Raw genomic sequence first — 20027 nt, forward strand, 5'->3', positions numbered from 1 at the left:
AGAGCAATGTGAACGCTAACAGTTATGTCGTCGGAGTGGACTTCGGCACGCTGTCAGGACGTGCCGTGGTCGTGCGGGTGTCCGACGGCGCCGAGCTGGGCAGTGCCGTCCACGAGTACGCGCACCGGGTCATCGAGCAACGCCTCCCCGGCTCCGACGAGCGGCTCGGCCCCGACTGGGCGCTGCAGTCGCCGCAGGACTGGATCGACGTGCTCAGGACCGCCGTGCCCGCCGCCGTGGCGGCGGCGGGCGTCGCCCCCGCCGAGATCGTCGGCATCGGCACGGACTTCACGGCCTGCACCGTGCTGCCCACCACGGCCGACGGCACGCCGCTCTGCTTCGAGACGCCCGCCGAGCCGCACGCCTGGCCCAAGCTCTGGAAGCACCACGCCGCGCAGCCGCACGCCGACCGGATCAACGAGACGGCCGCGCGCCGCGGGGAGAGCTGGCTGCCTCGCTACGGCGGCAAGATCTCCTCCGAGTGGGAGTTCGCCAAGGGACTGCAGGTCCTTGAGGAGGCCCCCGAGGTGTACGCCAGGGCCGAACGCTGGATCGAGGCCGCCGACTGGATCATCTGGCAGCTCACCGGCGTCGAGAGCCGCAACATGTGCACCGTCGGCTACAAGGGGATCTTCCAGGACGGCGGCTACCCGTCCGAGGAATTCCTGGCCGAGCTCAACCCCGGCTTCGCCGACTTCGTGGGCAAGCTGGCCACCGGTGAGGTCGGCGAGAAGGTCAACGGCACCACGGTCGCCCACCTCGGCGGCCTGGCCGGGCGCCTGGCCGCGCGGGCCGCCGAGTGGACCGGGCTGCCCGAGGGCGTGGCCGTGGCCGTCGGCAACGTGGACGCCCACGTCACCGCCGCCGCCGCGGACGCCGTCCGGCCCGGCCAGATGGTGGCCATCATGGGCACATCCACCTGCCACATCATGCCCAGCGACCGGCTCGCCGAGGTGCCCGGCATGTGCGGCGTCGTACGCGACGGCATCGTGCCGGGGTTGTGGGGCTACGAGGCCGGGCAGTCGGCGGTCGGCGACATCTTCGCCTGGTTCGTGGACAACTTCGGCCCCCTGGACCACGAGCGACTGACCGGGCTGGCCGAGAAGCAGGCGGTCGGGCAGCACGGGCTGGTCGCGCTGGACTGGTTCGGCGGCAACCGGTCGGTGCTGGTGGACCACAACCTGTCCGGCGTCATCGTCGGCCAGACGCTGGCCACCAAGCCGGAGGACGTCTACCGGGCGCTCATCGAGTCCACCGCGTTCGGGACCCGGATGATCGTGGAGACGTTCGAGCGGTCGGGCGTGCCGGTCGAGGAGTTCGTGGTGGCCGGTGGGCTGCTGAAGAACCGGTTCCTCATGCAGGTCTACGCCGACGTGCTGCGCCGCCCGCTGTCGGTGATCGGCTCCGACCAGGGGCCCGCGCTCGGCTCGGCCATCCACGCGGCCGTCGCCGCCGGTGCCTACCCGGGCATCGAGCAGGCCGCGGCGGCGATGGGCCAGCGCACCGAGGCCGCGTACGTGCCGGACGAGGCCCGGGCGGACGCCTACGACCGGCTCTACGCCGAATACCGCAAACTGCACGACTTCTTCGCGGACGGCCGGCTGCTCCACACCCTCCGCGCGATCAGGAACGAGGCAACCCAGTGAGAAAAATCGTCGCCGACCTGCACGCCGAGCTGGTCCGCTACGACCTGGTGGTCTGGACGGCGGGCAATGTGTCCGGGCGCGTGCCGGGTGAGGACCTGTTCGTCATCAAGCCGTCCGGCGTCTCCTACGACGAGCTGACGCCGGAGAACATGGTGGTGTGCGACCTCGACGGCAACCTGGTGGAGGGCGAGCACTCGCCGTCCAGCGACACCGCCGCTCACGCGTACGTCTACCGCAACATGCCCGAGGTCGGCGGCGTGGTGCACACCCACTCCACCTACGCCTCCGCCTGGGCGGCCCGCGGTGAGGCGATCCCCTGCGTGCTGACCGCGATGGCCGACGAGTTCGGCGGCGAGATCCCGATCGGGCCGTTCGCGCTGATCGGCGACGACTCGATCGGCCAGGGAATCGTGGAGACGCTCAAGGGTCACCGCTCGAAGGCGGTGCTCATGCAGAACCACGGCGTGTTCAGCATCGGCAAGGACTCGAAGGACGCGGTGAAGGCGGCCGTCATGTGCGAGGACGTGGCGCGTACCGTGCACGTGGCCCGGCAGCTCGGCCGGCCGCTGCCCATCGCACAGGACGACATCGACCGCCTGTACGACCGCTATCAGAACGTCTACGGACAGAGGAGCCCGCGTTGAAGATCTGGTTTCTGACCGGCAGCCAGGGACTGTACGGCGAGGACACGCTACGACAGGTGGCCGAGCAGTCCCAGCGCATCGCCGAGCGGCTGCCCATGCCGGTGGAGTGGCAGCCCGTGCTCACCGACGCCGCGGCGATCAGGCGCGTCATGCTGGCCGCCAACGCCGACGACGAGTGCGCCGGCGTGATCGCGTGGATGCACACCTTCTCCCCGGCCAAGATGTGGATCGCGGGGCTCGACGCGCTGCGCAAGCCGCTGCTGCACCTGCACACGCAGGCCAACGTGGAGCTGCCGTGGAGCTCCATCGACATGGACTTCATGAACCTCAACCAGGCGGCCCACGGCGACCGCGAGTTCGGCTTCGTCCAGACCCGGCTCGGCGTGCCGCGCAAGACCGTGGCCGGGCACGTCAGCGACCCGGCCGTGGGCGAGCGCGTCCTGGCCTGGGAGCGCGCCGCCCGGGGCGCGGCCGAGGTGCGCACGCTGAAGCTGGCCAGGTTCGGCGACAACATGCGCGACGTGGCGGTCACCGAGGGCGACAAGGTCGAGGCGCAGCTCCGCTTCGGCGTGTCGGTCAACACCTACGGCGTCAACGACCTGGTCGAGGTCGTGGACGCGGCCTCGGACGCCGACGTGACCGCGCTGGTCAAGGAGTACGCCGAGCAGTACACCGTCGCGCCCGAGCTGCTCGGTGAGCGGCACGAGTCGCTGCGCTACGCGGCCAGGATCGAGCTGGGCCTGCGGCACTTCCTGGAGTCCGGCGGCTTCAAGGCGTTCACCACGAACTTCGAGGACCTCGGCGGCCTGCGCCAGCTCCCCGGCCTGGCCGTGCAGCGCCTGATGGCCGACGGCTACGGTTTCGGCGGCGAGGGCGACTGGAAGACCTCGGTGCTGCTGCGCACGCTGAAGTCGATGAAGCCGGGCGGCACCTCCTTCATGGAGGACTACACCTACCACCTGACGCCCGGCGAGGAGCTCATCCTCGGCGCGCACATGCTGGAGGTCTGCCCGTCCATCGCGGCCGGCACGCCGTCGTGCGAGATCCACCCGCTGGGCATCGGCAACCGGGAGGACCCGGTCAGGCTCGTGTTCGACGCCACGCCGGGGCCGGGCATCGTGGTCGGCCTGGCCGACATGGGGGACAGGTTCCGGCTGGTGGCCAACGAGATCGACGTCGTGACGCCGCCGCAGCCGCTGCCCGCCCTGCCGGTGGCCCGCGCGGTCTGGCGGCCCCACCCGAACCTGCGTACGTCCACCGAGTCGTGGCTCACGGCGGGCGCCCCGCACCACACCGTGCTCTCCCAGGCCGTCGGCCGCGAGGAGCTGCACGACCTGGCGGAGATGCTGGGTGTGGAGCTGGTGGTCATCGACGCCGGCACCACCACCGAGCGCTTCGCCAAGGAGCTGCGCTGGAACCAAGCCTACTACCGGCTGGCCCAGGGCTTCTGACGACGGGAAACCCTGCGCCGATCTCTGGGAGCGGCGCAGGGCGCACGTTAGGATGGGGCGCCGTGACGCTGACCAACTGGGCAGGAAACACTACATTCCGGGCGCGAGACGTCCACCATCCGACTTCACTGGCCGAGCTCCAGCGGCTGGTCGCGGCCCGCGACCGGGTACGGGCGCTGGGGAGCGGGCATTCGTTCAACGACGTGGCGGACGCGTTCGGCGACCCGGCGGGTGACCTCGTCGTGCTGGACCGGATGCCGGACGCCGTGGAGATCGACCGCGTCAGGGCCCAGGTGCGGGTCCCGGCGCGCATGACCTACGCCCGGCTCGCGCCGCTGCTGCACGAGGCCGGGTTCGCGCTGGCGAACATGGCCTCGCTCCCGCACATCTCGGTGGCGGGCTCGGTCGCGACGGGCACGCACGGCTCCGGCGTCGCCCAGCCGGGCCTGTCCGCCGCAGTCTCCGCGCTCGACCTCGTCACGGCGGACGGCTCGCTGCTGTCGCTCGCGCGCGGCGACGCCGACTTCCCCGGCGCGGTGGTGGCGCTCGGCGCGCTCGGCGTCGTCACCACCCTCACGCTCGACCTGGTGCCCGCCTTCGAGCTGCGCCAGTACGTCCGCGAGGGCCTGAGCACGGACGCCCTCGCCGACTTCGAGGCGATCATGTCCGACGGCTACAGCGTCAGCCTGTTCACCGACTGGCGCGACACCCGCGTGTGGCTGAAGCGCACCGACGAGCTCACCAGCCCCGACTGGTACGGCACCACCCCCGCGCCCGCCCCCCGCCACCCGCTGCCCGCCATGCCGGCCGACAGTTGCACGGTCCAGCTCGGCGTGCCGGGGCCGTGGCACGAGCGGCTGCCGCACTTCCGCCCGGACTTCCAGCCGAGCAGCGCGGGCAACGAGCTGCAGTCGGAGCTGCTGCTGCCCCGCGAGCACGCGGTCAAGGCGCTGCGCGAGCTGTATGCCGTCGGCGAGCGCATCCGGCCGGTCCTGCACATCTCGGAGGTACGTACGGTCGCCGCCGACGACCTGTGGCTCAGCCCGTTCCACGGCCGTGACAGCGTGGCCGTCCACTTCACCTGGATCAAGGACCCCGCCGCGGTGCGGCCGGTGCTGGAGCTGGTGGAGGAGACGCTGGCGCCGTTCGACCCGCGGCCGCACTGGGGCAAGCTGTTCACCCGGTGGCCGTCCTGCCCCGACCGGTTCCGCTCGCTGGTGGGCCGGCTCGACCCGGCGGGCAAGTTCGCCAACGACTTCACGCGGATACTGCTGCGGGAGTAGCAGGCGCGCGAGCGCGTGCGTCCCCTGACGTATCCGGCCACCGGTCCGCCGGACGATGTGCCGGGCCTGCGCGTCCGCGATCGTTGGGGTATGACCGATCACCCGTTCAGGTTCGGCGCGGTCGCCGGACAAGCCCCGGACGCCGACGCCTGGGCCGGGCTGGCCCGCCGGGCCGAGAGCCGTGGCTACTCGACGTTGCTGGTGCCCGACACGACGGGCACGCTGTCTCCGTTCGTCGCCGCCGCCGTCGCCGCCACGGTGACGACGACCCTGCGCGTCGGCACGTTCGTGGTCGCCGCCCCCTACCGCACGCCCGAGGCGGTCGCCTGGGAGACCGCCACCCTGCACCGGCTCACCGGCGGCCGCTTCGAGCTGGGCCTGGGGGCCGGGCGGCCGGGTGCCGAGCAGGACGCGGCGGCGCTCGGCGTCCCGTTCGGCACGCCCGGCGAGCGGATCGAGCGGCTCTCCAGGACCATGGACGCCGTCAAGGACGTGCGGATCATGGTCGCCGCCTCCGGGACCAGGCTGCTCCGGCTGGCCGCGCGCCGGGCCGACACCGTCGCCCTCGGGGTGCCGCCGCAGTACACGGAGGACCAGGTGGCGGCCAAGCTGGACGAGCTGTACGAGCTGGCCGGCGACCGCTTCCACGAGCTGGAGCTCAGCATGAACCTGGTGGCCGCCGGCGCCGAACCGCCCGCGTGGCTGGTGGAGCGCCTCGGCCCGGTCGGCGCGGAGAGCACCGGGGTGCTCACGGGCACGGCCGGCGAGATGGCGGAGACCCTGCGGCGCCGCCGGGACCGGCTCGGCATCTCGTACGTGTCGGTGAACGCCGAGTACCTGGACGAGTTCGCGCCGGTGGTCGAACGGCTCGCCGGTACCTGACACGATCCGACAGGTACGTCCGGCAGGATGACCGCCTGTGTACAACGCAAAGGGAACCTTCGACACCTCCGGCTGGGACGCGGCCCCCGCCTTCGATGACCGCGACGGCGTCTCCCTGGGGCTCGTGACCCTGTCCAAGACCTTCCACGGTGACCTGACCGCCACCAGTGTCGTTCGCACGCTGGTGGCCACCACCCCGGTGGCGGACTCCCGCTCGTACGTGGCGCTGGAGCGGGTCGAGGGCACCCTGCACGGGCGGCCGGGCAGCTTCGTCGTCCAGCACGACGCCACGAGCGACGCGGGGGAGCAGTCGTCGCGGACTCGGCGACGGGGGGAGTTGCGCGGCCTCAGGGGTGAGATGCGGCCGGACTTCGCCTCGGCCTACCGCCGCGCCATGGCCGAGGCCTTCGCCCGGGGTGGGCGGGGCGGTGCTGTGGACGCACGCCGGGCCGATCCTGCGGACCCTCCTCGGGGGCCAGGGGTGACTCGTCCGTGTACGCCGGGGGTCGCGGAGTCGGCTACACTCGTACACGGCAAAGGGGCTATGGCGCAGTTGGTAGCGCGCCTCCATGGCATGGAGGAGGTCTGGGGTTCGAATCCCCATAGCTCCACCTGTGTTCCGTATTCGAACATGCGGAACAGATCGTCGAAGGGTGGTCGGTAGGCGACATCGCCGATCCGGCCGTCCTTGATCTTTATCTGGGTGAAGCTCGCTTTGTTGAGCTGGGTTCGGGTGGTGCCGATCCGATAGGCGTCGCCGATGCGGGTGGCGAGTTGGGCGGCTAGGACCTGCTGCCATTCGGTGGCGCTGGCGTCCAGGGTTTCGAGTCGTACGGCGAGGCGGTCGGCCTGGCTGGTCACGTGTGGGATCGTGGCCCGCGCGGAGGATGTGTACTAGGCTTGGTACATGTCGAAGATGCAGCGGACCAACGTCTATGCCGATCCCGAGGACCTGGCTCAGATCAAGGAGAACGCCCAGAAGCTTGGTGTTTCCGAGGCTGAGTTGATCCGGCGTGGTATCAAGCTGGCCGCCATGTCCACCAGGGTCTGGGACGAGCCGCTCGACTTCCCCGAGTTCGACAGCGACGGTAGCCCCCTGACCTCCGAAACCATTCACCAGGCCGTAGTCGACGGGGCCACGAGGTGAAGGTGAAGTGATCGTCGTCGCCGACACTTCCGGGCTGATCGCTTCGGTGGATCGCAAGCTGGGTTCCTCCGAACGGGAGGCCTGCCGCCATGTCTTGTCCGAGGCCAGTACGGTCGTCGTGTCCCCTCTGGTGCTGGCCGAGGTGGACCATGTCGCCTCACAGAGATTCGGCCTGAAGGAGCGCGACATCCTGATCGGCTTCCTTGTCGCCCAGGTGCGTCGAATGCGCTTCCAAATGCCCGAGCTGGATGCCGACAAGCTGGAGGCCGCCCTGGGCATCCGGTCTCGGTACGGACAGCTTCGGCTTGACCTGGCCGACTGCATGAATGCGGTGCTCGCAGCCGATTACCGTACCGATGTCATCCTCACTCTCGACCAGCGAGACTTCCGCGTCATCAAGCCCTTGACCGGCTCCCCGGCCTTCCGGATTCTTCCCTTCGATCGGTAGGTGGGATGTTCAGCCCGCCGAAGCATCGGCAGGCTGGGGCGGTTTTCGGGGCTGCCGGGCACGACCAGCTCCCAGAGCGCGTCGGGCGTGAACGAGGAGAGGTGCGCCTCGGCCCGCGCCGGATCGGCGGCCACGGTCTCCACCAGCTCGCGCAGGGGGCCGGGTAGCGCCTCGGGGGAAGGTGGCCACCTCGTCGGCCCCGGACACGATCGCCTCCCGGCGCGCGAGGCCGGCGCAGGCCAGCGCGAACGGCGCCCCCTGGGAGAAGCCGACGACCCGCATCCCGTCCAGCCCCAGCGCGGCGACGTCGGCGGGACAGGAGCCGAGGGTGCGGCCGGGGTCTGGGTCGGAGGCGCCGAGCTGTCACCCCACCGACCGGGCCCGGTCGATGAGCGTGGCCAGCTCATTCACCATCGGGTCCTCAGCGGCCGAGGCCAGCCGCGTGGCGTGCTCGCCGAGCGTGGGCAGGTCCAGGCCGAACGCCTCGCGGTCGCGCAGGTAGCCGGCGAACGCGGCCACCACCACGTCCACCTGCAGCCGGACCGGCGCCTTGTCCCACACGGATCCGGACAGGTCGCCGGCCTGCAGCGACTGGCCGGCCTCCGAGGGAGCCCCGGTGTCGGGGTCCTGCCAGCGCACGGTGGCCTGGGCGAGCTGGCCGGTGGCGCCGGGCTTGAGCCGCAGGGCGTAGAGCGCGGTGACGGAGTGGCCGGGGCCGATCTCGCCGCCGTCGCGGGCGTCGTCGCGGAACTCCTCGGCGGACAGGGCGCGGTTCTCGTAGCCGACGAGCCGGTAGGTCTCCACCACCGACGGGTTGAACACCACCTGCGCCTTGGCGTCGCGGGCGCGCACCTGGCCGTTGGCCCGCTCGCCGGCCGTGGAGCTGGGGGAGCCGCCGCACGCCGCGAGGGCCAGCAGGGCAACAAGTCCGACACCGGCGGCTAAAGGACGAAATTTCATTACCTAACCACCTCCTGGTTCCTACGACGGAACTCGATCTTCGGTGGCCGGGCCGGTGACGTAAGCGAGCGCAAACCGCGATCGGGACGTGATCGGTCCCCGGAGGGGTTCCGCAGGCACGATCGGGCCGATCGGGACCGCGTACGCGCTCACCAGTGCAGCAGCAGCAACTCGGCGGAGAACCCCGGCCCCAGCGCCAGCAGCACGGCGGGCGCGCCGGAGCGGCCACGCGTCTCCTGGAGCACGTGCAGCACGGAGACCGAGGACAGGTTGCCGAACTCGCGCAACGACCGCCAGGTCACCTCCAGGGCCCTGGGCGCCAGGCCGAGCGTCTCCACGATCTTGGCGATGACCTTCGGGCCGCCCGGGTGGCAGATCCAGGTGGCCACCTGCTCGGGGGTGAGCCCGTAGTCGGCCAGGAAGGACTTGATGTCGGCGGCCAGCACCTGCTCCACGAAGCCGGTCAGATCGGAGTCCAGCACGATGCGGAACCCGTACTCACCCACCTCCCACCCCATGAGGTGCTCGGTGCCGGGATAGAGCCTGCTGCGGGTGGCGACGACCTCGGGCCCCGGCCCGCGCCCGGTCGCCACGACGGCCCCGGCGGCGTCGCCGAACAGACCGCTGGCCACGAGGTTCGCGATCGAGGTGTCGTCGCGCTGTATGGTCAGCGAGCACAGCTCCACGCACACCAGCACCGCGACGTGGTCGGGCCAGCCGCGCAGATAGTCGTGCAGGCGCGACAGCCCGGCCGCGCCCGCCGCGCAGCCCAGGCCGAACACGGGCACCCGCTTGACGTCCGGCCGCAGCCCCATGCGCTGGGCGAGCTTGGCGTCCAAGGAGGGCGTGGCCAGGCCGGTGGTCGAGCAGAACAGCAGGTGGTCGATCTTCTCGGGGCGCACGTCGGCCTTCTTGAGCGCGCCGCGCAGGGCCTGCTCGCCGAGGTCTAGGGCGATCTCGATGAAGGCGTCGTTCGCGCGGGCGAAGGAGTCGAGCTTGGGGTAGTCGGCCAGTGGCAGCGCGAGGTTGCGGCCCTCCACGCCGGTGGCGGCGTGGAAGTGCTGGAGGAGCTCCTCGTCGCAGCGGGTCAGACGGGAGAACGCCTCGGTGATCTCCGCCTGCTCGTAGCGGTGATCGGGCAAAACGGTCTGTACCCCCGAAATATGCATATATCCCTCTTGCCGCGAAGGGGCCCCGGCTAACATGCGGTCATGCTCCTGTCACCCCCCTCCAGGCCGCACCGGGTGGCCGTGCTGGCGTTCGACGGGATGTCCCCGTTCGAGCTCGGCTGCGTCGTGGAGTTCTTCGGTCTGCCCCGGCCGGAGCTGGACCTCCCCTGGTACGAGCTCGCCGTGTGCGCGGAGACCCCCGAGCCGCTCAGGGTGGTCGGCGGGTTCACCATGCGGGCCGGGCATGGCCTCGACGTGCTGGCCGCGGCCGACACGGTGATCGTGCCCGGCGTGGCCGACGTGCGCGGGGACGTCTCGGCGGAGCTGGCCGCGGCGCTGCGGCTGGCCCGCTCGCGCGGCGCGCGGATGGTGTCGATCTGCTCGGGCGCGTTCGCGCTGGCCGCCGCCGGGCTGCTGGACGGCCGCGCCGCGACCACGCACTGGCGCTACGCCGACCTGCTCCAGCAGCGTTTCCCCGCGGTCGAGGTCAACCCCTCGGTCCTGTACGTGGACGGCGGCGACGTGCTGACCAGCGCGGGCAGCGCCGCCGGGCTGGACCTGCTGATCCACCTGGTGCGCACCGACCACGGCCCGAACGTGGCCAACGCCGTCGCCCGCCGCCTGGTCGTGGCGCCGCACCGGGAGGGCGGCCAGGCGCAGTTCATCGAGGCCGCGGTCCCGCCGGTGGCCGACGACGACCCGGTGGCCAGGGCCATGTCCTGGGCATTGGCCAACCTGGCCCGGCCGATCAGCGTGGCGGACCTGGCCGGGGTGGCGCACATGTCGGAGCGCTCGTTCATCCGGCACTTCAGGCGGCAGGCCGGGACCAGCCCGCTGCGGTGGGTGATCTCGCAGCGGGTGGCGGCCAGCCTGCCGATGCTGGAGTCGACGCGGGCGCCGGTGGAGGAGATCGGGGCGGCGGTCGGCTTCGAGAGCCCGGTGACCTTCCGGCACCATTTCACGCGGGCCATGCGTACGTCGCCGTCGGCGTACCGGCGGGCCTTCGGGGCGTGAGGTCCCGCCTCAGGCCCCCCTGAGCCGCCACAGGGAGGTCACCTCGGCGGCGCGGGCCGCGTGCAGCGGATCCTCCTCGTCGTGCGGCCGCTGGTGCCGGGGTGCGACGTCCATGCGGGCGGCCACCCGCAGCCCGGCCTCCTCGAAGGCGGCCAGCAGCTCGGCGCGGGTGCGCAGCCCGAGGTGCTCGGCCAGGTCGGACAGGATGAGCCAGCCTTCGCCCGCCGGCTCCAGATGCCCGGCCAGCCCACCCAGGAACCCGCGCAGCATCCTCCCGCCCGGATCGTAGACGGCGTGGTCGAGCGGCGTGACCGGGTTGGCCGGCAACCACGGCGGGTTGCACACGATGAGCGGCGCCCGCCCGGCCGGGAACAGGTCGGTCCGCACGATCTTCACCTGGTCGCCCAGCCCCAGGCGGGCGATGTTGTCCCCGGCACAGTCCACGGCCCGCTGGTCCAGGTCGGTGGCGACGACGTGCCGGACGCCTCTCCTGGCGAGCATGGCGGCCAGCACGCCGGTGCCCGTGCCGATGTCGAACGCCAGCCGGTCGTCCGGCAGCGGCGCGTCGGCGACCAGATCCACGTATTCGCCCCTGACCGGCGAGAACACGCCGAAGTGGGGGTGCACGCGGGCGCCCAGCGCGGGGATGTGCACGCCCTCCCTGCGCCACTCGCGGGCCCCGATCACGCCGAGCAGCTCGCGGAGCTGGCCCACGGCGGGCGGGGCCGCGGGGCCGTACACCTCGGTGCACGCCTCCCGCACGTCCGGCGCCCTGCGCAGCGGCACGACGTGGCCGGCCTCGTACGGGACGAGCAGCATGCCGAGCGTCCTGGCGCGCTGGGACCGGGCCTGGCGGTAGCGGTGGAATCCCGCGCCGGCGGGGGCGGGCTTGCAGCGGCGTCCCATGGCGGCCAGCAACTGGCGGGCGTTGTGGAAGTCGCCCCGCCACAACAACGCGGTGCCCTCGCAGGCCAGCCGGTAGGCGTCGGCGGCCTTCATCCGGTCGTCGGCGACCGTCACCCGGCTGGGCGGTCGCAGGCCCAGGGCGGTGCGCCAGGGCGCCGACCGCTCCTGCCCCAACTCGGTCCATCGGATCATCAGGCCTAGACGGTTTCACGTCCGCCTTGTGGCGGCCACCGGTTTTTCCGCGACAGTACATCCGCCGTTCTCGTCCGGGACGGGTTTCTCTCGCGATATCGAACGTAAGTTCGTATAATGAAAGGATGTATGTGAACCCTGAGGAACTGCCCGAGCTCTGGAGGCCGCCCATAGTGGAGCACGTCGCACCGGTCAGCGCCACCGAGGAGCGCTACCTGCTGGCCTGGGGCGACGACGCGGAAGGTGTGCGGTGGGGCTTCCTGCTGTGGCCGCCGCGGGCGCGTGGACGTCAGGAATGCGCGCGGTGGGTGCGCTGGGAGGACATTCGCCCGGTCGCCGGGGAGGACTACAGCACGGTCCCGCTCGCGGACCGCGTGATGTGACGGCCGGGCGGCGGGTGGACGATCACGTCCCGGTCCGGCAGGCGTTAGCCTGCCGTTGGAGCAACGTTCTGGACGCGAGGAGCGCGCCATGCCGGACAACCTGATCTTCCGCCTGCCCCCGACCTTCGACACGGTCGAGGAGGAGCGGCGCCATCGCAAGGAGCGACTGGCGGCGGCGCTGCGGATCTTCGGCAAGCTCGGCTTCGAGGAGGGCGTCGCCGGGCACATCACGGCCCGCGACCCCGAGCTGACCGACCACTTCTGGGTCAACCCGTTCGGCCTGTCGTTCAAGCACATCCGGGTCAGCGATCTCATCCTGGTCGACCATGAGGGCAAGGTCGTGGAGGGGCGCTACCCGGTGAACGAGGCCGCGTTCGCCATCCATTCCCAGGTGCACCAGGCCAGGCCCGGCGTGGTGGCCGCCGCGCACAGCCACTCCGTGCACGGCCGCGCGCTGTCGGCCCTGGGCCAGGTCATCGAGCCCATCACCCAGGACGCGTGCGCCTTCTACGAGGACTGCGGCCTCTTCGACGACTACACCGGCGTGGTGACCGACCTGGAGGAGGGCAAGCGCATCGCCGCGGCGCTGGGCGGCAACAAGGCCGTCGTGCTGCGCAACCACGGCCTGCTCACGGTCGGCGACACGGTGGACGCGGCCGCCTGGTGGTTCATCACGATGGAGCGCTCGGCCCAGGTCCAGCTCGTCGCGAAGGCGGCGGGCCAGGTGGTGCCCATCGAGCCGGACAACGCCGCGCTCACCTACCGCCAGATCGGCAACGACCTGGTCGGCTGGATCAACTACCAGCCGTTGCACGACCAGATCGTGCGGGAGCAGCCGGATCTGTTCGAATAGTGCCGATGCCGACCTGACGGATCACGTGCTGCGGAAGGTGTTGCGGTAGGTCAGCGGCGGCACCCCGACCGCCGCGTGCAGGTGCTGGCGCAGTGAGACCGCGGTGCGGAAGCCGGCCTGCCTGGCCACCTCCTCCACGCCGAGATCCGTGCTCTCCAGCAGGCGCCGGGCGTGGTGCACGCGCTGGTCGGTCAGCCACCTGGCCGGGCTCACGCCGGTCTCCTCGCGGAAGCGCCTGGTGAACGTGCGCACGCTCATCCTGGCGTGCCCGGCCAGCGCGCCGAGGTCGAGCGGCCGGTCGAGGTTGGTGAGCATCCACTCGCGGGTGGCCGCCGTGCCGCCGAGCCCGGATTCCGGCACGTGCCGGTCGATGAACTGGGCCTGGCCGCCCTCCCGCCACGGCGGCATGACGCAGCGGCGGGCGGCGCAGTTGGCCACCCCGCTGCCGTGGTCGCGCCTGATCAGGTACAGGCACAGGTCCAGCCCGGCCGCCACCCCGGCCGAGGTCAGCACGTCGCCGTCGTCCACGAACAGCACGTTCGGATCCAGCTTGACCTCCGGGAACAGCGCGGAGAAGCGGGCCGAATCGCGCCAGTGGGTGGTGGCCGGGCGGCCGTCCAGCAGGCCCGCCGCCGCCAGCACGAACGCGCCCGTGCAGATCGACATGATCCGCGGGCGCCCCTGCAGCGCCGCGCGCAGCGTGCCCGAGATCACGCCCTCCATCGCCGGGCCGCCGTGGATGCCGGGCAGCAGGACCGTGTCCGCGGTGTCGAGCACGTCGAGGTCGTGATCGGGCAGCACGCTGTAGCCCGCGTCGCAGCGCACGGTCCGGCGGTCCTCCGAGCAGGTCACGACCTCGTACAGCCGCTCGCCCGCGGAGCTCACCGCCGTCCGGAACACCTGGCCGGGCACGCCGAGGTCGAGCGGGGCGAAGTGGTCGAGCACCACGACGGCGATTCGATGGGTCATGGCCTGATCCTTGCACATATTGGCTTTCCGGCCACTCGTCAGGGTGTAAGGGGTAAATCAGTATTGGCGCATGACATTGAGCACCACCCTCGCGCGCCGCCGGCTGCACCGGGCCTGGTTCGTGGCGGCCGTCGCCTTCGTGGCGATCCTCGGCGCCGCCGGGTTCCGCGCCACCCCCGGCGTGCTGATCACCCCCCTCCACGAGGAGTTCGGCTGGTCCGCGGGCACGATCTCCCTGGCCGTGTCGATCAACCTGGTGCTCTACGGCCTGACCGCCCCCTTCGCCGCCGCCCTGATGGACCGCTTCGGCATGCGCCGCGTGGTCGCCGTCGCGCTGCTGCTGATCGCCGCGGGCAGCGGGCTGACCGTGCTGATGACGGCGAGCTGGCAGCTCCTGCTCTTCTGGGGCGTGCTGGTGGGGCTCGGGACCGGCTCGATGGCGCTGGTGTTCGCCGCGACGGTGGTGGACCGCTGGTTCGTACGGCACCGGGGCCTGGTGACCGGCGTGCTCACCGCGGCCGGCGCCACCGGGCAGCTCATCTTCCTGCCCGTGCTCGCCCAGCTCGCGGAGGGGCCGGGGTGGCGCTTCGCGTCGCTGACCGTGGCCGCCGCCGCGCTGGTCGTGGTCCCGTTCGTGTGGTGGCTGCTGCGCGACCATCCACGGGACGTGGGGACGACCGCACTCGGCGAGGGAGCGCCGCCGTCTGGAGGAGGAGCGGCGGTAGCGGAGCGACCAGAGCGACGGGGGAAGGCGGCGGCATCCGGGCGACCGAGCCCGCCTCACGAAGTGAGGCCATGGACACGTGAGGAGCCGGGGACGGTCCATACCGAACAGGGCAGGGTGAACGCGGCCGTCAGGGCGGTCACCGTGCTCGCCTCGGCGGCGCGGACGCGGCCGTTCTGGTTTCTCGCCGGCGGCTTCGCGATCTGCGGCGCCAGCACGAACGGCCTGGTCGGCACCCACTTCATCCCCGCCGCGCACGACCACGGCATGGCCGAGCCGGTCGCGGCGGGCCTGCTGGCGGTCATCGGGATCTTCGACATCGCGGGCACGGTCGCCTCCGGCTGGCTCAGCGACAAGGTCGACCCCAAGGTGCTGCTCGGCGTCTACTACGGGCTGCGCGGGCTCTCGCTGATGGTGCTGCCCGGCCTGTTCGCGGCCACGACCGAGCCCAGCATGCTGATCTTCATCATCTTCTACGGCCTGGACTGGGTGGCGACCGTCCCGCCCACGGTCGCGCTGTGCCGGCGCATCTACGGCACCGACGGCGCCGTGGTGTTCGGCTGGGTGTTCGGCTCCCACCAGGTCGGCGCCGCGATCGCCGCCGTCGGCGCCGGGCTCACCCGCGACCACCTGGGCGCCTACGACCTCGCCTGGTACGTCGCCGGCGCCCTCTGCCTCCTCGCGGCCGGCATGTCCCTGGCCATCGGGCATGCTAGAAGGCGATGAACTCAGAGTTGTACGTTCTGCCCCTCGTCGTCAGGATCGAGCGGGCGAGCCTGACCACCGCACCTCCCGAGCGCACCGACGCGATGGAGGCCGCCGCCATGGCGGTGCTCAGCCTGCTGGACGACCCGGGGGAGTGGGCCGCCGAGCTGCGCGCCTGGCAGGCCAGCGGGCACATCCGCAAGGTCGTGCGCCGGGCCAGGGGCGCCGAGTGGCGCCGCGCGGCCGCGCTGCCCGGGCGCACCGTCCAGCACCGCACGGCCGAGGTGCGCGTCTTCCCGCCCGTGCCGCTCGACGACTGGCCGAGAGACCTGGCACGGCTGCAGGTGTCGGGCACCGAACTGACCGACACCGGCCCGCCGCCGCCCGCCGAGCCGCCGGTCCTGTGGGCCAACCCCGGCCTGGCCATGTCGGCGGGCAAGGCCATGGCCCAGGCCGGGCACGCCGCCCAGCTCGCCTGGTGGGCCAGCGACGCGGCCGAGCGGGCGGCCTGGCGGGCGGGCGGGCTGGCCGTGTCCGTGCGCACGGCCGCCACCCGGGGTGACTTCGACGCCCTGGTCACCGCCGGGCTGCCGGTCGTGCGCGACGCCGGGTTCACCGAGATCGAGCCGGGCTCGTGCACGTTCGTCGCGGAGGCCCCGTGGTTGCTCGGGCGCGTCTCTAGATTTTGAAGACGTCCGCCAGCACGCCGCCCGCCGGGGTGATCCGCGCGGGCGCCGGGCTGTCGTATACCACCATCAGCCGGCCGTCGGAGAGCAACGCCAGCCCCTCCGGGTGGTCGCGGCCGACGCCGTAGGGCAGCTCCAGCACGGGCTCCAGATCGCTTCGAGGGACGACCCGCTCCCGCTTGGGCCCCGGCCGCCAGCGCACCACGCGCACGGGTCCGTCGAGGTCCATGGTCGGCCCGGCGAGCAGCAGCAGCGAGTCGCCGTCCGGGCACAGGTCACGCACGCCGAGCCCGCCCAGGTCCAGGAAGTGCTTGCGGTACGGCTCCCGCAGCCGGAGCCGCCCCCTGCCGGTGTCGTCGACCCGCAACTCCAGCAGCACCGCCCAGCCCCGCAGGACCGGACCGCGCAGCCCCAGGTAGACGTGCCCGGACAGGACGGCGATGCCCTCGACGTCGAACCCGTTGTCCTTGCCCGGCAACGCCAGGAACGGCGCCAGGTGCCGGTCGTCCTTCAGGTGCTCGGTGAGGTTGTGCCCACCGGACATGATCGCCCCCGGTTGCGGGGTCTCGGCGTCGCCCAGCGGCAGGCGCGCCAGGATGAAGCGGTTCTCCTCCCTGACGACCGTGGCGAGCCGGTCGGCGGCCTTCTCCGGGTCCTTCGGCTTGGCCCGCTTGCGCTTGAGGCTGTGTGAGCCGACCAGCCACAGGTGGCCGTCGGCCCGGCCCAGGCCCTCGATGTCGGCCTCGTCCTCCGGGCCCGCCGGGAGGTGGACGTAGTCGGTGAGGGGGAACGTGCGCTGGGCGCCGTAGTGGTCGCCCGTCCACGTCAGGTGCTCGAATGTCGCGGTCTCGTCGCCGGCCACCCACAGGCCGGTCGCGCTCTGCCGGACCGCCGAGAGGTTGGTGTGAGTCTGGGACGCTCGCGAGGCATGGTCGAATCGCAGCTCAACCTGTTCCACGAAGACCATGATTGCACTTCGGTCGCTTCGTGGGCGCAATGCCGCGATATGTCGTACGCTCCCGTCGTGCTCGATGGGGATGAAGTGATCAAGGGTTCCGAAGTGATGCGAACCGCCACCAGACCTGGGACCCCCATAACTTCTCCCCCCAAACGCTCCCGCATCGGAGATCTCCGCATGCGGGTGGTGTACCGGGGGCTTGCCGTGATCGTCGCCGTCGTGGCCGCGGCCGTGACGGTGGTCGCGGTGCTCCCGTCCGGGCCGGACGAGGGCGCGGCGGGGCCGGTCACCGCGCCGCCGGCCGCGCCGTCCCCGTCCGGCCCCGCACCGGCGGCCGGCGCCCCCACATCCGCCGCCCCCGCATCCGGTGCCACCGCCTCGGCCATGCCCTCGGCCCCGGCGGGCACGTCGTCTCCCGGCGCCTCGCTCGCGCCCGGCTACACGGCCATGGAGGCCCTGCACGCCGACCCGCGCGTGCCCAGGCTGACCCGTTCGGTCAAGCGCATGTCGTTGAGCTCCCCCAGCAAGCGAGTGATCAAGGACCGGAGGACGGGACTGGTGGTGCCCGCGCTCGGCAAGCCGTGGAAGGCGCAGGGGGCGGCGCCGTTCACCACCAAGCAGGTGCTGCCCCGGCAGCGCGGTACCGCCATGCGCGGGGTGCTCGTCACCTGCCCGCTGCCGATCATGGAGCAGGAGTCCCCGCGTGACATGGCGCTGCTGGCCGCCCGCTGGACCCTCAACCACCACCCCAAGGGCTCCAAGATCACTTGGCTCGCCTCCCAGCAGGTCAAGCACGGGTGGATGCTCGTCTATCGGGTGCAATACGGAAAAAGGACATCCCGGGCAGCCGTCGTCGTCATGGACGGGGGAATGAGCAAGCCGGGACTGGCGTTCGTGACAGTGCCGGACTCGCAGCGCAAGCAGTGGCGTGACATAGGCCGCGTGGTCTCAGGGGTGCGTGTTCTAGGCTAGAAGATCATGTATGCGGCGATGTGGGGAGTGACGCCGTGGAACGCTCTGGATCACCACAGACCTCCAGCAAGGGCAAGGGCAAGCCGCCCTGGCGCTCGGAGGGGCTGCCCGGGACACCGGGCGGCCGACCCAAGATCAATTGGTGGCGCTTCGTCGTCACCTTGCTCGTGGTGTACGCGGGCTTCTTCGTGGTGTCGTCGTTCGTCGACAGCGGATCCGTCGAGACGATCTCGTACACCGAGTTCACCAAGCAGGTGAACGCCAAGAACGTCAAGGAGATCTACGCCCAGGGCCTGTCCGTCGAGGGCGACCTGCGCTCCGCGGCCAGCAACCCCGAGAGCCGCGAGTCTTACACCCGGTTCCAGACGGAGATCCCGGCCTTCGCCAACACCGACCAGCTCGACCAGCAGTTGGCCACCGGCCAGGTGGAGATCACCTCGCAGCCGATCACCCGCGGCTTCTTCTCCAACCTGCTGCTGTCGCTGCTGCCGGTGCTGCTGCTGGCCGGACTGTGGATCTGGATCATGCGCCGCGGCGCCAGCATGATGGGCGGCGGCCTGGGCGGGCTCGGCAAGTCCAAGGCGGCCAAGCCGGTCGAGGCCGGGAAGGTGCGGGTGACGTTCGAGGACGTCGCGGGCATCGACGAGGTCGAGAACGAGCTGGTCGAGATCGTCGACTACCTCAAGGACCCCGGCAAATACCGCAGGCTCGGCGCGAAGCTGCCCAAGGGCGTGCTGCTCGCCGGCCCTCCCGGCACCGGCAAGACGCTGCTGGCCAGGGCGGTCGCGGGCGAGGCCAAGGTGCCCTACTTCTCGGCCAGCGCCTCCGAGTTCATCGAGATGATCGTCGGTGTGGGTGCCTCGCGGGTGCGTGACCTGTTCGAGGAGGCGCGGAAGGTGGCGCCGTCGATCGTGTTCATCGACGAGATCGACGCCATCGGCCGGGCGCGCGGTGGCGCGGGCGGCATCGGCGGGCACGACGAGCGCGAGCAGACGCTCAACCAGATCCTCACGGAGATGGACGGCTTCTCGGGCGCCGAGGGTGTGATCGTCATCGGGGCCACCAACCGGCCCGAGATCCTCGACCCGGCGCTGCTGCGTCCCGGGCGCTTCGACCGTACGGTGCAGGTGGGCCTGCCGGACGCGGCCGGCCGCAGCGCGATCCTGGCCGTGCACACGCGCGGCGTGCCGCTCGACCCCGAGGTCAGCCTGGACAAGCTCGCCAAGACCACCCCCGGCATGACCGGCGCCGACCTGGCCAACCTGGTCAACGAGGCCGCCCTGCTCGCCGCCAAGCGCGGCAAGGAGAAGGTCGCGATGGCCGACCTCACCGACGCGCTGGAGAAGCTGCAGCTCGGCGCGGCCCGCAGCATCGTGATGCCGGAGGAGGAGCGCACCAGGACGGCCTTCCACGAGGCCGGGCACGCGCTGCTCGGCATGCTCCAGCCCGGCGCCGACCCGGTCAGGAAGATCTCGATCATCCCGCGCGGCCGGGCGCTCGGCGTCACGCTGTCCACCCCCGACACCGACCGGTACGCCTACGACGAGCAGTATCTGCGCGGCCGCATCACCGGCGCGCTCGGCGGCATGGCGGCCGAGCAGGTCGTCTACGGCGTCATCACCACCGGCGCCGAGAACGACCTGGAGCAGGTCACCATGATCGCCCGTGGCATGGTCGGCCGGTGGGGCATGTCGGAGAAGGTCGGCCCGCTGACCATCCTGCCCAACGACGGCCAGCCGCCGCAGGCCTCGCCCGCCATGCTCGCCACCGTGGACGAGGAGGCGCGGCGGATCGTGGACGAGTGCTACGAGCGCGCCATCCAGGTGCTCACGGACAACCGGCCGAAGCTGGACGCGATCGTGGCGGCCCTGCTGGAGCACGAGACCCTCGACGAGGCGGACGCGTACGCCGCCGCCGGTCTGGCCGGCAGCCACTCCGTGCCCGTCGCCGGTAGCTGACCCCCGCCTTTCCCGAGAATTAGGACAATCCGGGCATTGCTTCGAGTTCGGCAGGGGAACGTCTCCCGTGCAACGAT

At 71.7% G+C, this 20027-nt stretch carries 19 protein-coding genes and 1 tRNA gene; 15 read left to right on the top strand and 5 right to left on the bottom strand.

What is annotated here, in order from left to right:
- Positions 1 to 8 precede the first annotated feature (8 nt).
- From araB to ABGB18_RS29570, 8 genes are all read left to right on the top strand, one after another.
- Positions 9 to 1646: a ribulokinase gene (gene araB / locus ABGB18_RS29535; RefSeq protein ID WP_347698890.1), complete on the top strand. Its 1638-nt coding sequence runs from the start codon at positions 9 to 11 to the stop codon at positions 1644 to 1646.
- Complete coding sequence (locus tag ABGB18_RS29540) at positions 1643 to 2290, top strand: L-ribulose-5-phosphate 4-epimerase (protein ID WP_347698891.1); 648 nt, start codon at positions 1643 to 1645, stop codon at positions 2288 to 2290. The genes araB and ABGB18_RS29540 overlap by 4 nt, the downstream gene beginning before the upstream one ends.
- Positions 2287 to 3741, top strand: coding sequence for an L-arabinose isomerase (araA, locus tag ABGB18_RS29545; RefSeq protein WP_347698892.1), 1455 nt, complete (start codon positions 2287 to 2289; stop codon positions 3739 to 3741). The genes ABGB18_RS29540 and araA overlap by 4 nt, the downstream gene beginning before the upstream one ends.
- A 62-nt stretch (positions 3742 to 3803) precedes the next feature.
- A complete protein-coding gene (locus tag ABGB18_RS29550; RefSeq protein ID WP_347698893.1) occupies positions 3804 to 5024 on the top strand; it encodes an FAD-binding protein in 1221 nt (406 codons plus the stop codon).
- A 90-nt stretch (positions 5025 to 5114) separates the two neighbouring features.
- Positions 5115 to 5906, top strand: coding sequence for an LLM class flavin-dependent oxidoreductase (locus tag ABGB18_RS29555; protein WP_347698894.1), 792 nt, complete (start codon positions 5115 to 5117; stop codon positions 5904 to 5906).
- A gap of 538 nt (positions 5907 to 6444) precedes the next feature.
- Positions 6445 to 6517, top strand: a tRNA-Ala gene (locus ABGB18_RS29560).
- 296 nt (positions 6518 to 6813) lie between these two features.
- Positions 6814 to 7053 carry a ribbon-helix-helix protein, CopG family gene (locus tag ABGB18_RS29565; protein WP_347698895.1) on the top strand — a complete coding sequence of 80 codons (240 nt, stop codon included), beginning with the start codon at positions 6814 to 6816 and terminating at the stop codon, positions 7051 to 7053.
- A 7-nt stretch (positions 7054 to 7060) separates the two neighbouring features.
- Positions 7061 to 7501 (top strand): PIN domain-containing protein, encoded by a 441-nt coding sequence (locus tag ABGB18_RS29570; protein ID WP_347698896.1) that lies wholly within the window; start codon positions 7061 to 7063, stop codon positions 7499 to 7501.
- A 363-nt stretch (positions 7502 to 7864) separates the two neighbouring features.
- Here ABGB18_RS29570 and ABGB18_RS29575 read toward each other — a convergent pair whose 3' ends face one another.
- Positions 7865 to 8461 carry a YfbK domain-containing protein gene (locus tag ABGB18_RS29575; protein WP_347698897.1) on the bottom strand — a complete coding sequence of 199 codons (597 nt, stop codon included), beginning with the start codon at positions 8459 to 8461 and terminating at the stop codon, positions 7865 to 7867.
- 149 nt (positions 8462 to 8610) lie between these two features.
- Complete coding sequence (locus ABGB18_RS29580; protein WP_347698898.1) at positions 8611 to 9666, bottom strand: 3-oxoacyl-[acyl-carrier-protein] synthase III C-terminal domain-containing protein; 1056 nt, start codon at positions 9664 to 9666, stop codon at positions 8611 to 8613.
- 6 nt (positions 9667 to 9672) lie between these two features.
- Here ABGB18_RS29580 and ABGB18_RS29585 point away from each other — a divergent pair, with 6 nt between their 5' ends.
- The gene (locus ABGB18_RS29585) at positions 9673 to 10644 is read left to right on the top strand and encodes a helix-turn-helix domain-containing protein (RefSeq protein WP_347698899.1); all 972 of its coding nucleotides are present in this window, start codon (positions 9673 to 9675) and stop codon (positions 10642 to 10644) included.
- Positions 10645 to 10653: 9 nt separating this feature from the next.
- Here ABGB18_RS29585 and ABGB18_RS29590 read toward each other — a convergent pair whose 3' ends face one another.
- Positions 10654 to 11742 (bottom strand): class I SAM-dependent methyltransferase, encoded by a 1089-nt coding sequence (locus ABGB18_RS29590; RefSeq protein ID WP_347698900.1) that lies wholly within the window; start codon positions 11740 to 11742, stop codon positions 10654 to 10656.
- A 125-nt stretch (positions 11743 to 11867) separates the two neighbouring features.
- Here ABGB18_RS29590 and ABGB18_RS29595 point away from each other — a divergent pair, with 125 nt between their 5' ends.
- Complete coding sequence (locus tag ABGB18_RS29595; protein ID WP_347698901.1) at positions 11868 to 12125, top strand: hypothetical protein; 258 nt, start codon at positions 11868 to 11870, stop codon at positions 12123 to 12125.
- A gap of 88 nt (positions 12126 to 12213) precedes the next feature.
- Positions 12214 to 12978 carry a class II aldolase/adducin family protein gene (locus tag ABGB18_RS29600; protein WP_347698902.1) on the top strand — a complete coding sequence of 255 codons (765 nt, stop codon included), beginning with the start codon at positions 12214 to 12216 and terminating at the stop codon, positions 12976 to 12978.
- A gap of 21 nt (positions 12979 to 12999) precedes the next feature.
- Here ABGB18_RS29600 and ABGB18_RS29605 read toward each other — a convergent pair whose 3' ends face one another.
- Positions 13000 to 13947 carry a helix-turn-helix domain-containing protein gene (locus ABGB18_RS29605; protein ID WP_347698903.1) on the bottom strand — a complete coding sequence of 316 codons (948 nt, stop codon included), beginning with the start codon at positions 13945 to 13947 and terminating at the stop codon, positions 13000 to 13002.
- Between the two features lie 70 nt (positions 13948 to 14017).
- Here ABGB18_RS29605 and ABGB18_RS29610 point away from each other — a divergent pair, with 70 nt between their 5' ends.
- Together ABGB18_RS29610 and ABGB18_RS29615 are read left to right on the top strand one after the other, a co-directional pair.
- Positions 14018 to 15397 carry an MFS transporter gene (locus ABGB18_RS29610; protein ID WP_347698904.1) on the top strand — a complete coding sequence of 460 codons (1380 nt, stop codon included), beginning with the start codon at positions 14018 to 14020 and terminating at the stop codon, positions 15395 to 15397.
- Positions 15394 to 16065, top strand: a complete 672-nt coding sequence (locus ABGB18_RS29615) for a peptidyl-tRNA hydrolase (RefSeq protein WP_347698905.1) — start codon at positions 15394 to 15396, stop codon at positions 16063 to 16065. The genes ABGB18_RS29610 and ABGB18_RS29615 overlap by 4 nt, the downstream gene beginning before the upstream one ends.
- Here ABGB18_RS29615 and ABGB18_RS29620 read toward each other — a convergent pair.
- Positions 16055 to 17029 carry a DUF3616 domain-containing protein gene (locus tag ABGB18_RS29620; protein WP_347698906.1) on the bottom strand — a complete coding sequence of 325 codons (975 nt, stop codon included), beginning with the start codon at positions 17027 to 17029 and terminating at the stop codon, positions 16055 to 16057. The genes ABGB18_RS29615 and ABGB18_RS29620 overlap by 11 nt on opposite strands.
- 168 nt (positions 17030 to 17197) lie before the next feature.
- On the opposite strand from ABGB18_RS29620, the gene ABGB18_RS29625 reads away from it, so the two are divergent.
- Both ABGB18_RS29625 and ftsH read left to right on the top strand, forming a co-directional pair.
- On the top strand, positions 17198 to 17992 hold the full coding sequence (locus ABGB18_RS29625) for a hypothetical protein (protein WP_347698907.1): 795 nt from the start codon (positions 17198 to 17200) through the stop codon (positions 17990 to 17992).
- 35 nt (positions 17993 to 18027) lie between these two features.
- Entirely contained in the window at positions 18028 to 19950 is a 1923-nt protein-coding gene (gene ftsH, locus ABGB18_RS29630) for an ATP-dependent zinc metalloprotease FtsH (RefSeq protein ID WP_347698908.1), read from the top strand.
- Positions 19951 to 20027: the final 77 nt, after the last annotated feature.

Origin of the sequence: Nonomuraea sp. B12E4, from assembly GCF_039871825.1 — a bacterium.
Classification (GTDB): domain Bacteria; phylum Actinomycetota; class Actinomycetes; order Streptosporangiales; family Streptosporangiaceae; genus Nonomuraea.

What these genes read in the sequence shown, in the direction of transcription:
- ABGB18_RS29610 (WP_347698904.1), top strand. Translation starts at nt 14,018, where the DNA reads ATGACATTGAGCACCACCCTCGCGCGCCGCCGGCTGCACCGGGCCTGG.
- ABGB18_RS29595 (WP_347698901.1), top strand. Translation starts at nt 11,868, where the DNA reads ATGTATGTGAACCCTGAGGAACTGCCCGAGCTCTGGAGGCCGCCCATA.
- ABGB18_RS29575 (WP_347698897.1), bottom strand. Translation starts at nt 8,461, where the DNA reads ATGAAATTTCGTCCTTTAGCCGCCGGTGTCGGACTTGTTGCCCTGCTG.
- ABGB18_RS29615 (WP_347698905.1), top strand. Translation starts at nt 15,394, where the DNA reads ATGAACTCAGAGTTGTACGTTCTGCCCCTCGTCGTCAGGATCGAGCGG.
- ABGB18_RS29585 (WP_347698899.1), top strand. Translation starts at nt 9,673, where the DNA reads ATGCTCCTGTCACCCCCCTCCAGGCCGCACCGGGTGGCCGTGCTGGCG.
- ABGB18_RS29555 (WP_347698894.1), top strand. Translation starts at nt 5,115, where the DNA reads ATGACCGATCACCCGTTCAGGTTCGGCGCGGTCGCCGGACAAGCCCCG.
- ABGB18_RS29590 (WP_347698900.1), bottom strand. Translation starts at nt 11,742, where the DNA reads ATGATCCGATGGACCGAGTTGGGGCAGGAGCGGTCGGCGCCCTGGCGC.
- ABGB18_RS29565 (WP_347698895.1), top strand. Translation starts at nt 6,814, where the DNA reads ATGTCGAAGATGCAGCGGACCAACGTCTATGCCGATCCCGAGGACCTG.
- ABGB18_RS29620 (WP_347698906.1), bottom strand. Translation starts at nt 17,029, where the DNA reads ATGGTCTTCGTGGAACAGGTTGAGCTGCGATTCGACCATGCCTCGCGA.
- ABGB18_RS29605 (WP_347698903.1), bottom strand. Translation starts at nt 13,947, where the DNA reads ATGACCCATCGAATCGCCGTCGTGGTGCTCGACCACTTCGCCCCGCTC.
- ABGB18_RS29625 (WP_347698907.1), top strand. Translation starts at nt 17,198, where the DNA reads ATGCGGGTGGTGTACCGGGGGCTTGCCGTGATCGTCGCCGTCGTGGCC.
- ABGB18_RS29600 (WP_347698902.1), top strand. Translation starts at nt 12,214, where the DNA reads ATGCCGGACAACCTGATCTTCCGCCTGCCCCCGACCTTCGACACGGTC.
- ABGB18_RS29580 (WP_347698898.1), bottom strand. Translation starts at nt 9,666, where the DNA reads ATGTTAGCCGGGGCCCCTTCGCGGCAAGAGGGATATATGCATATTTCG.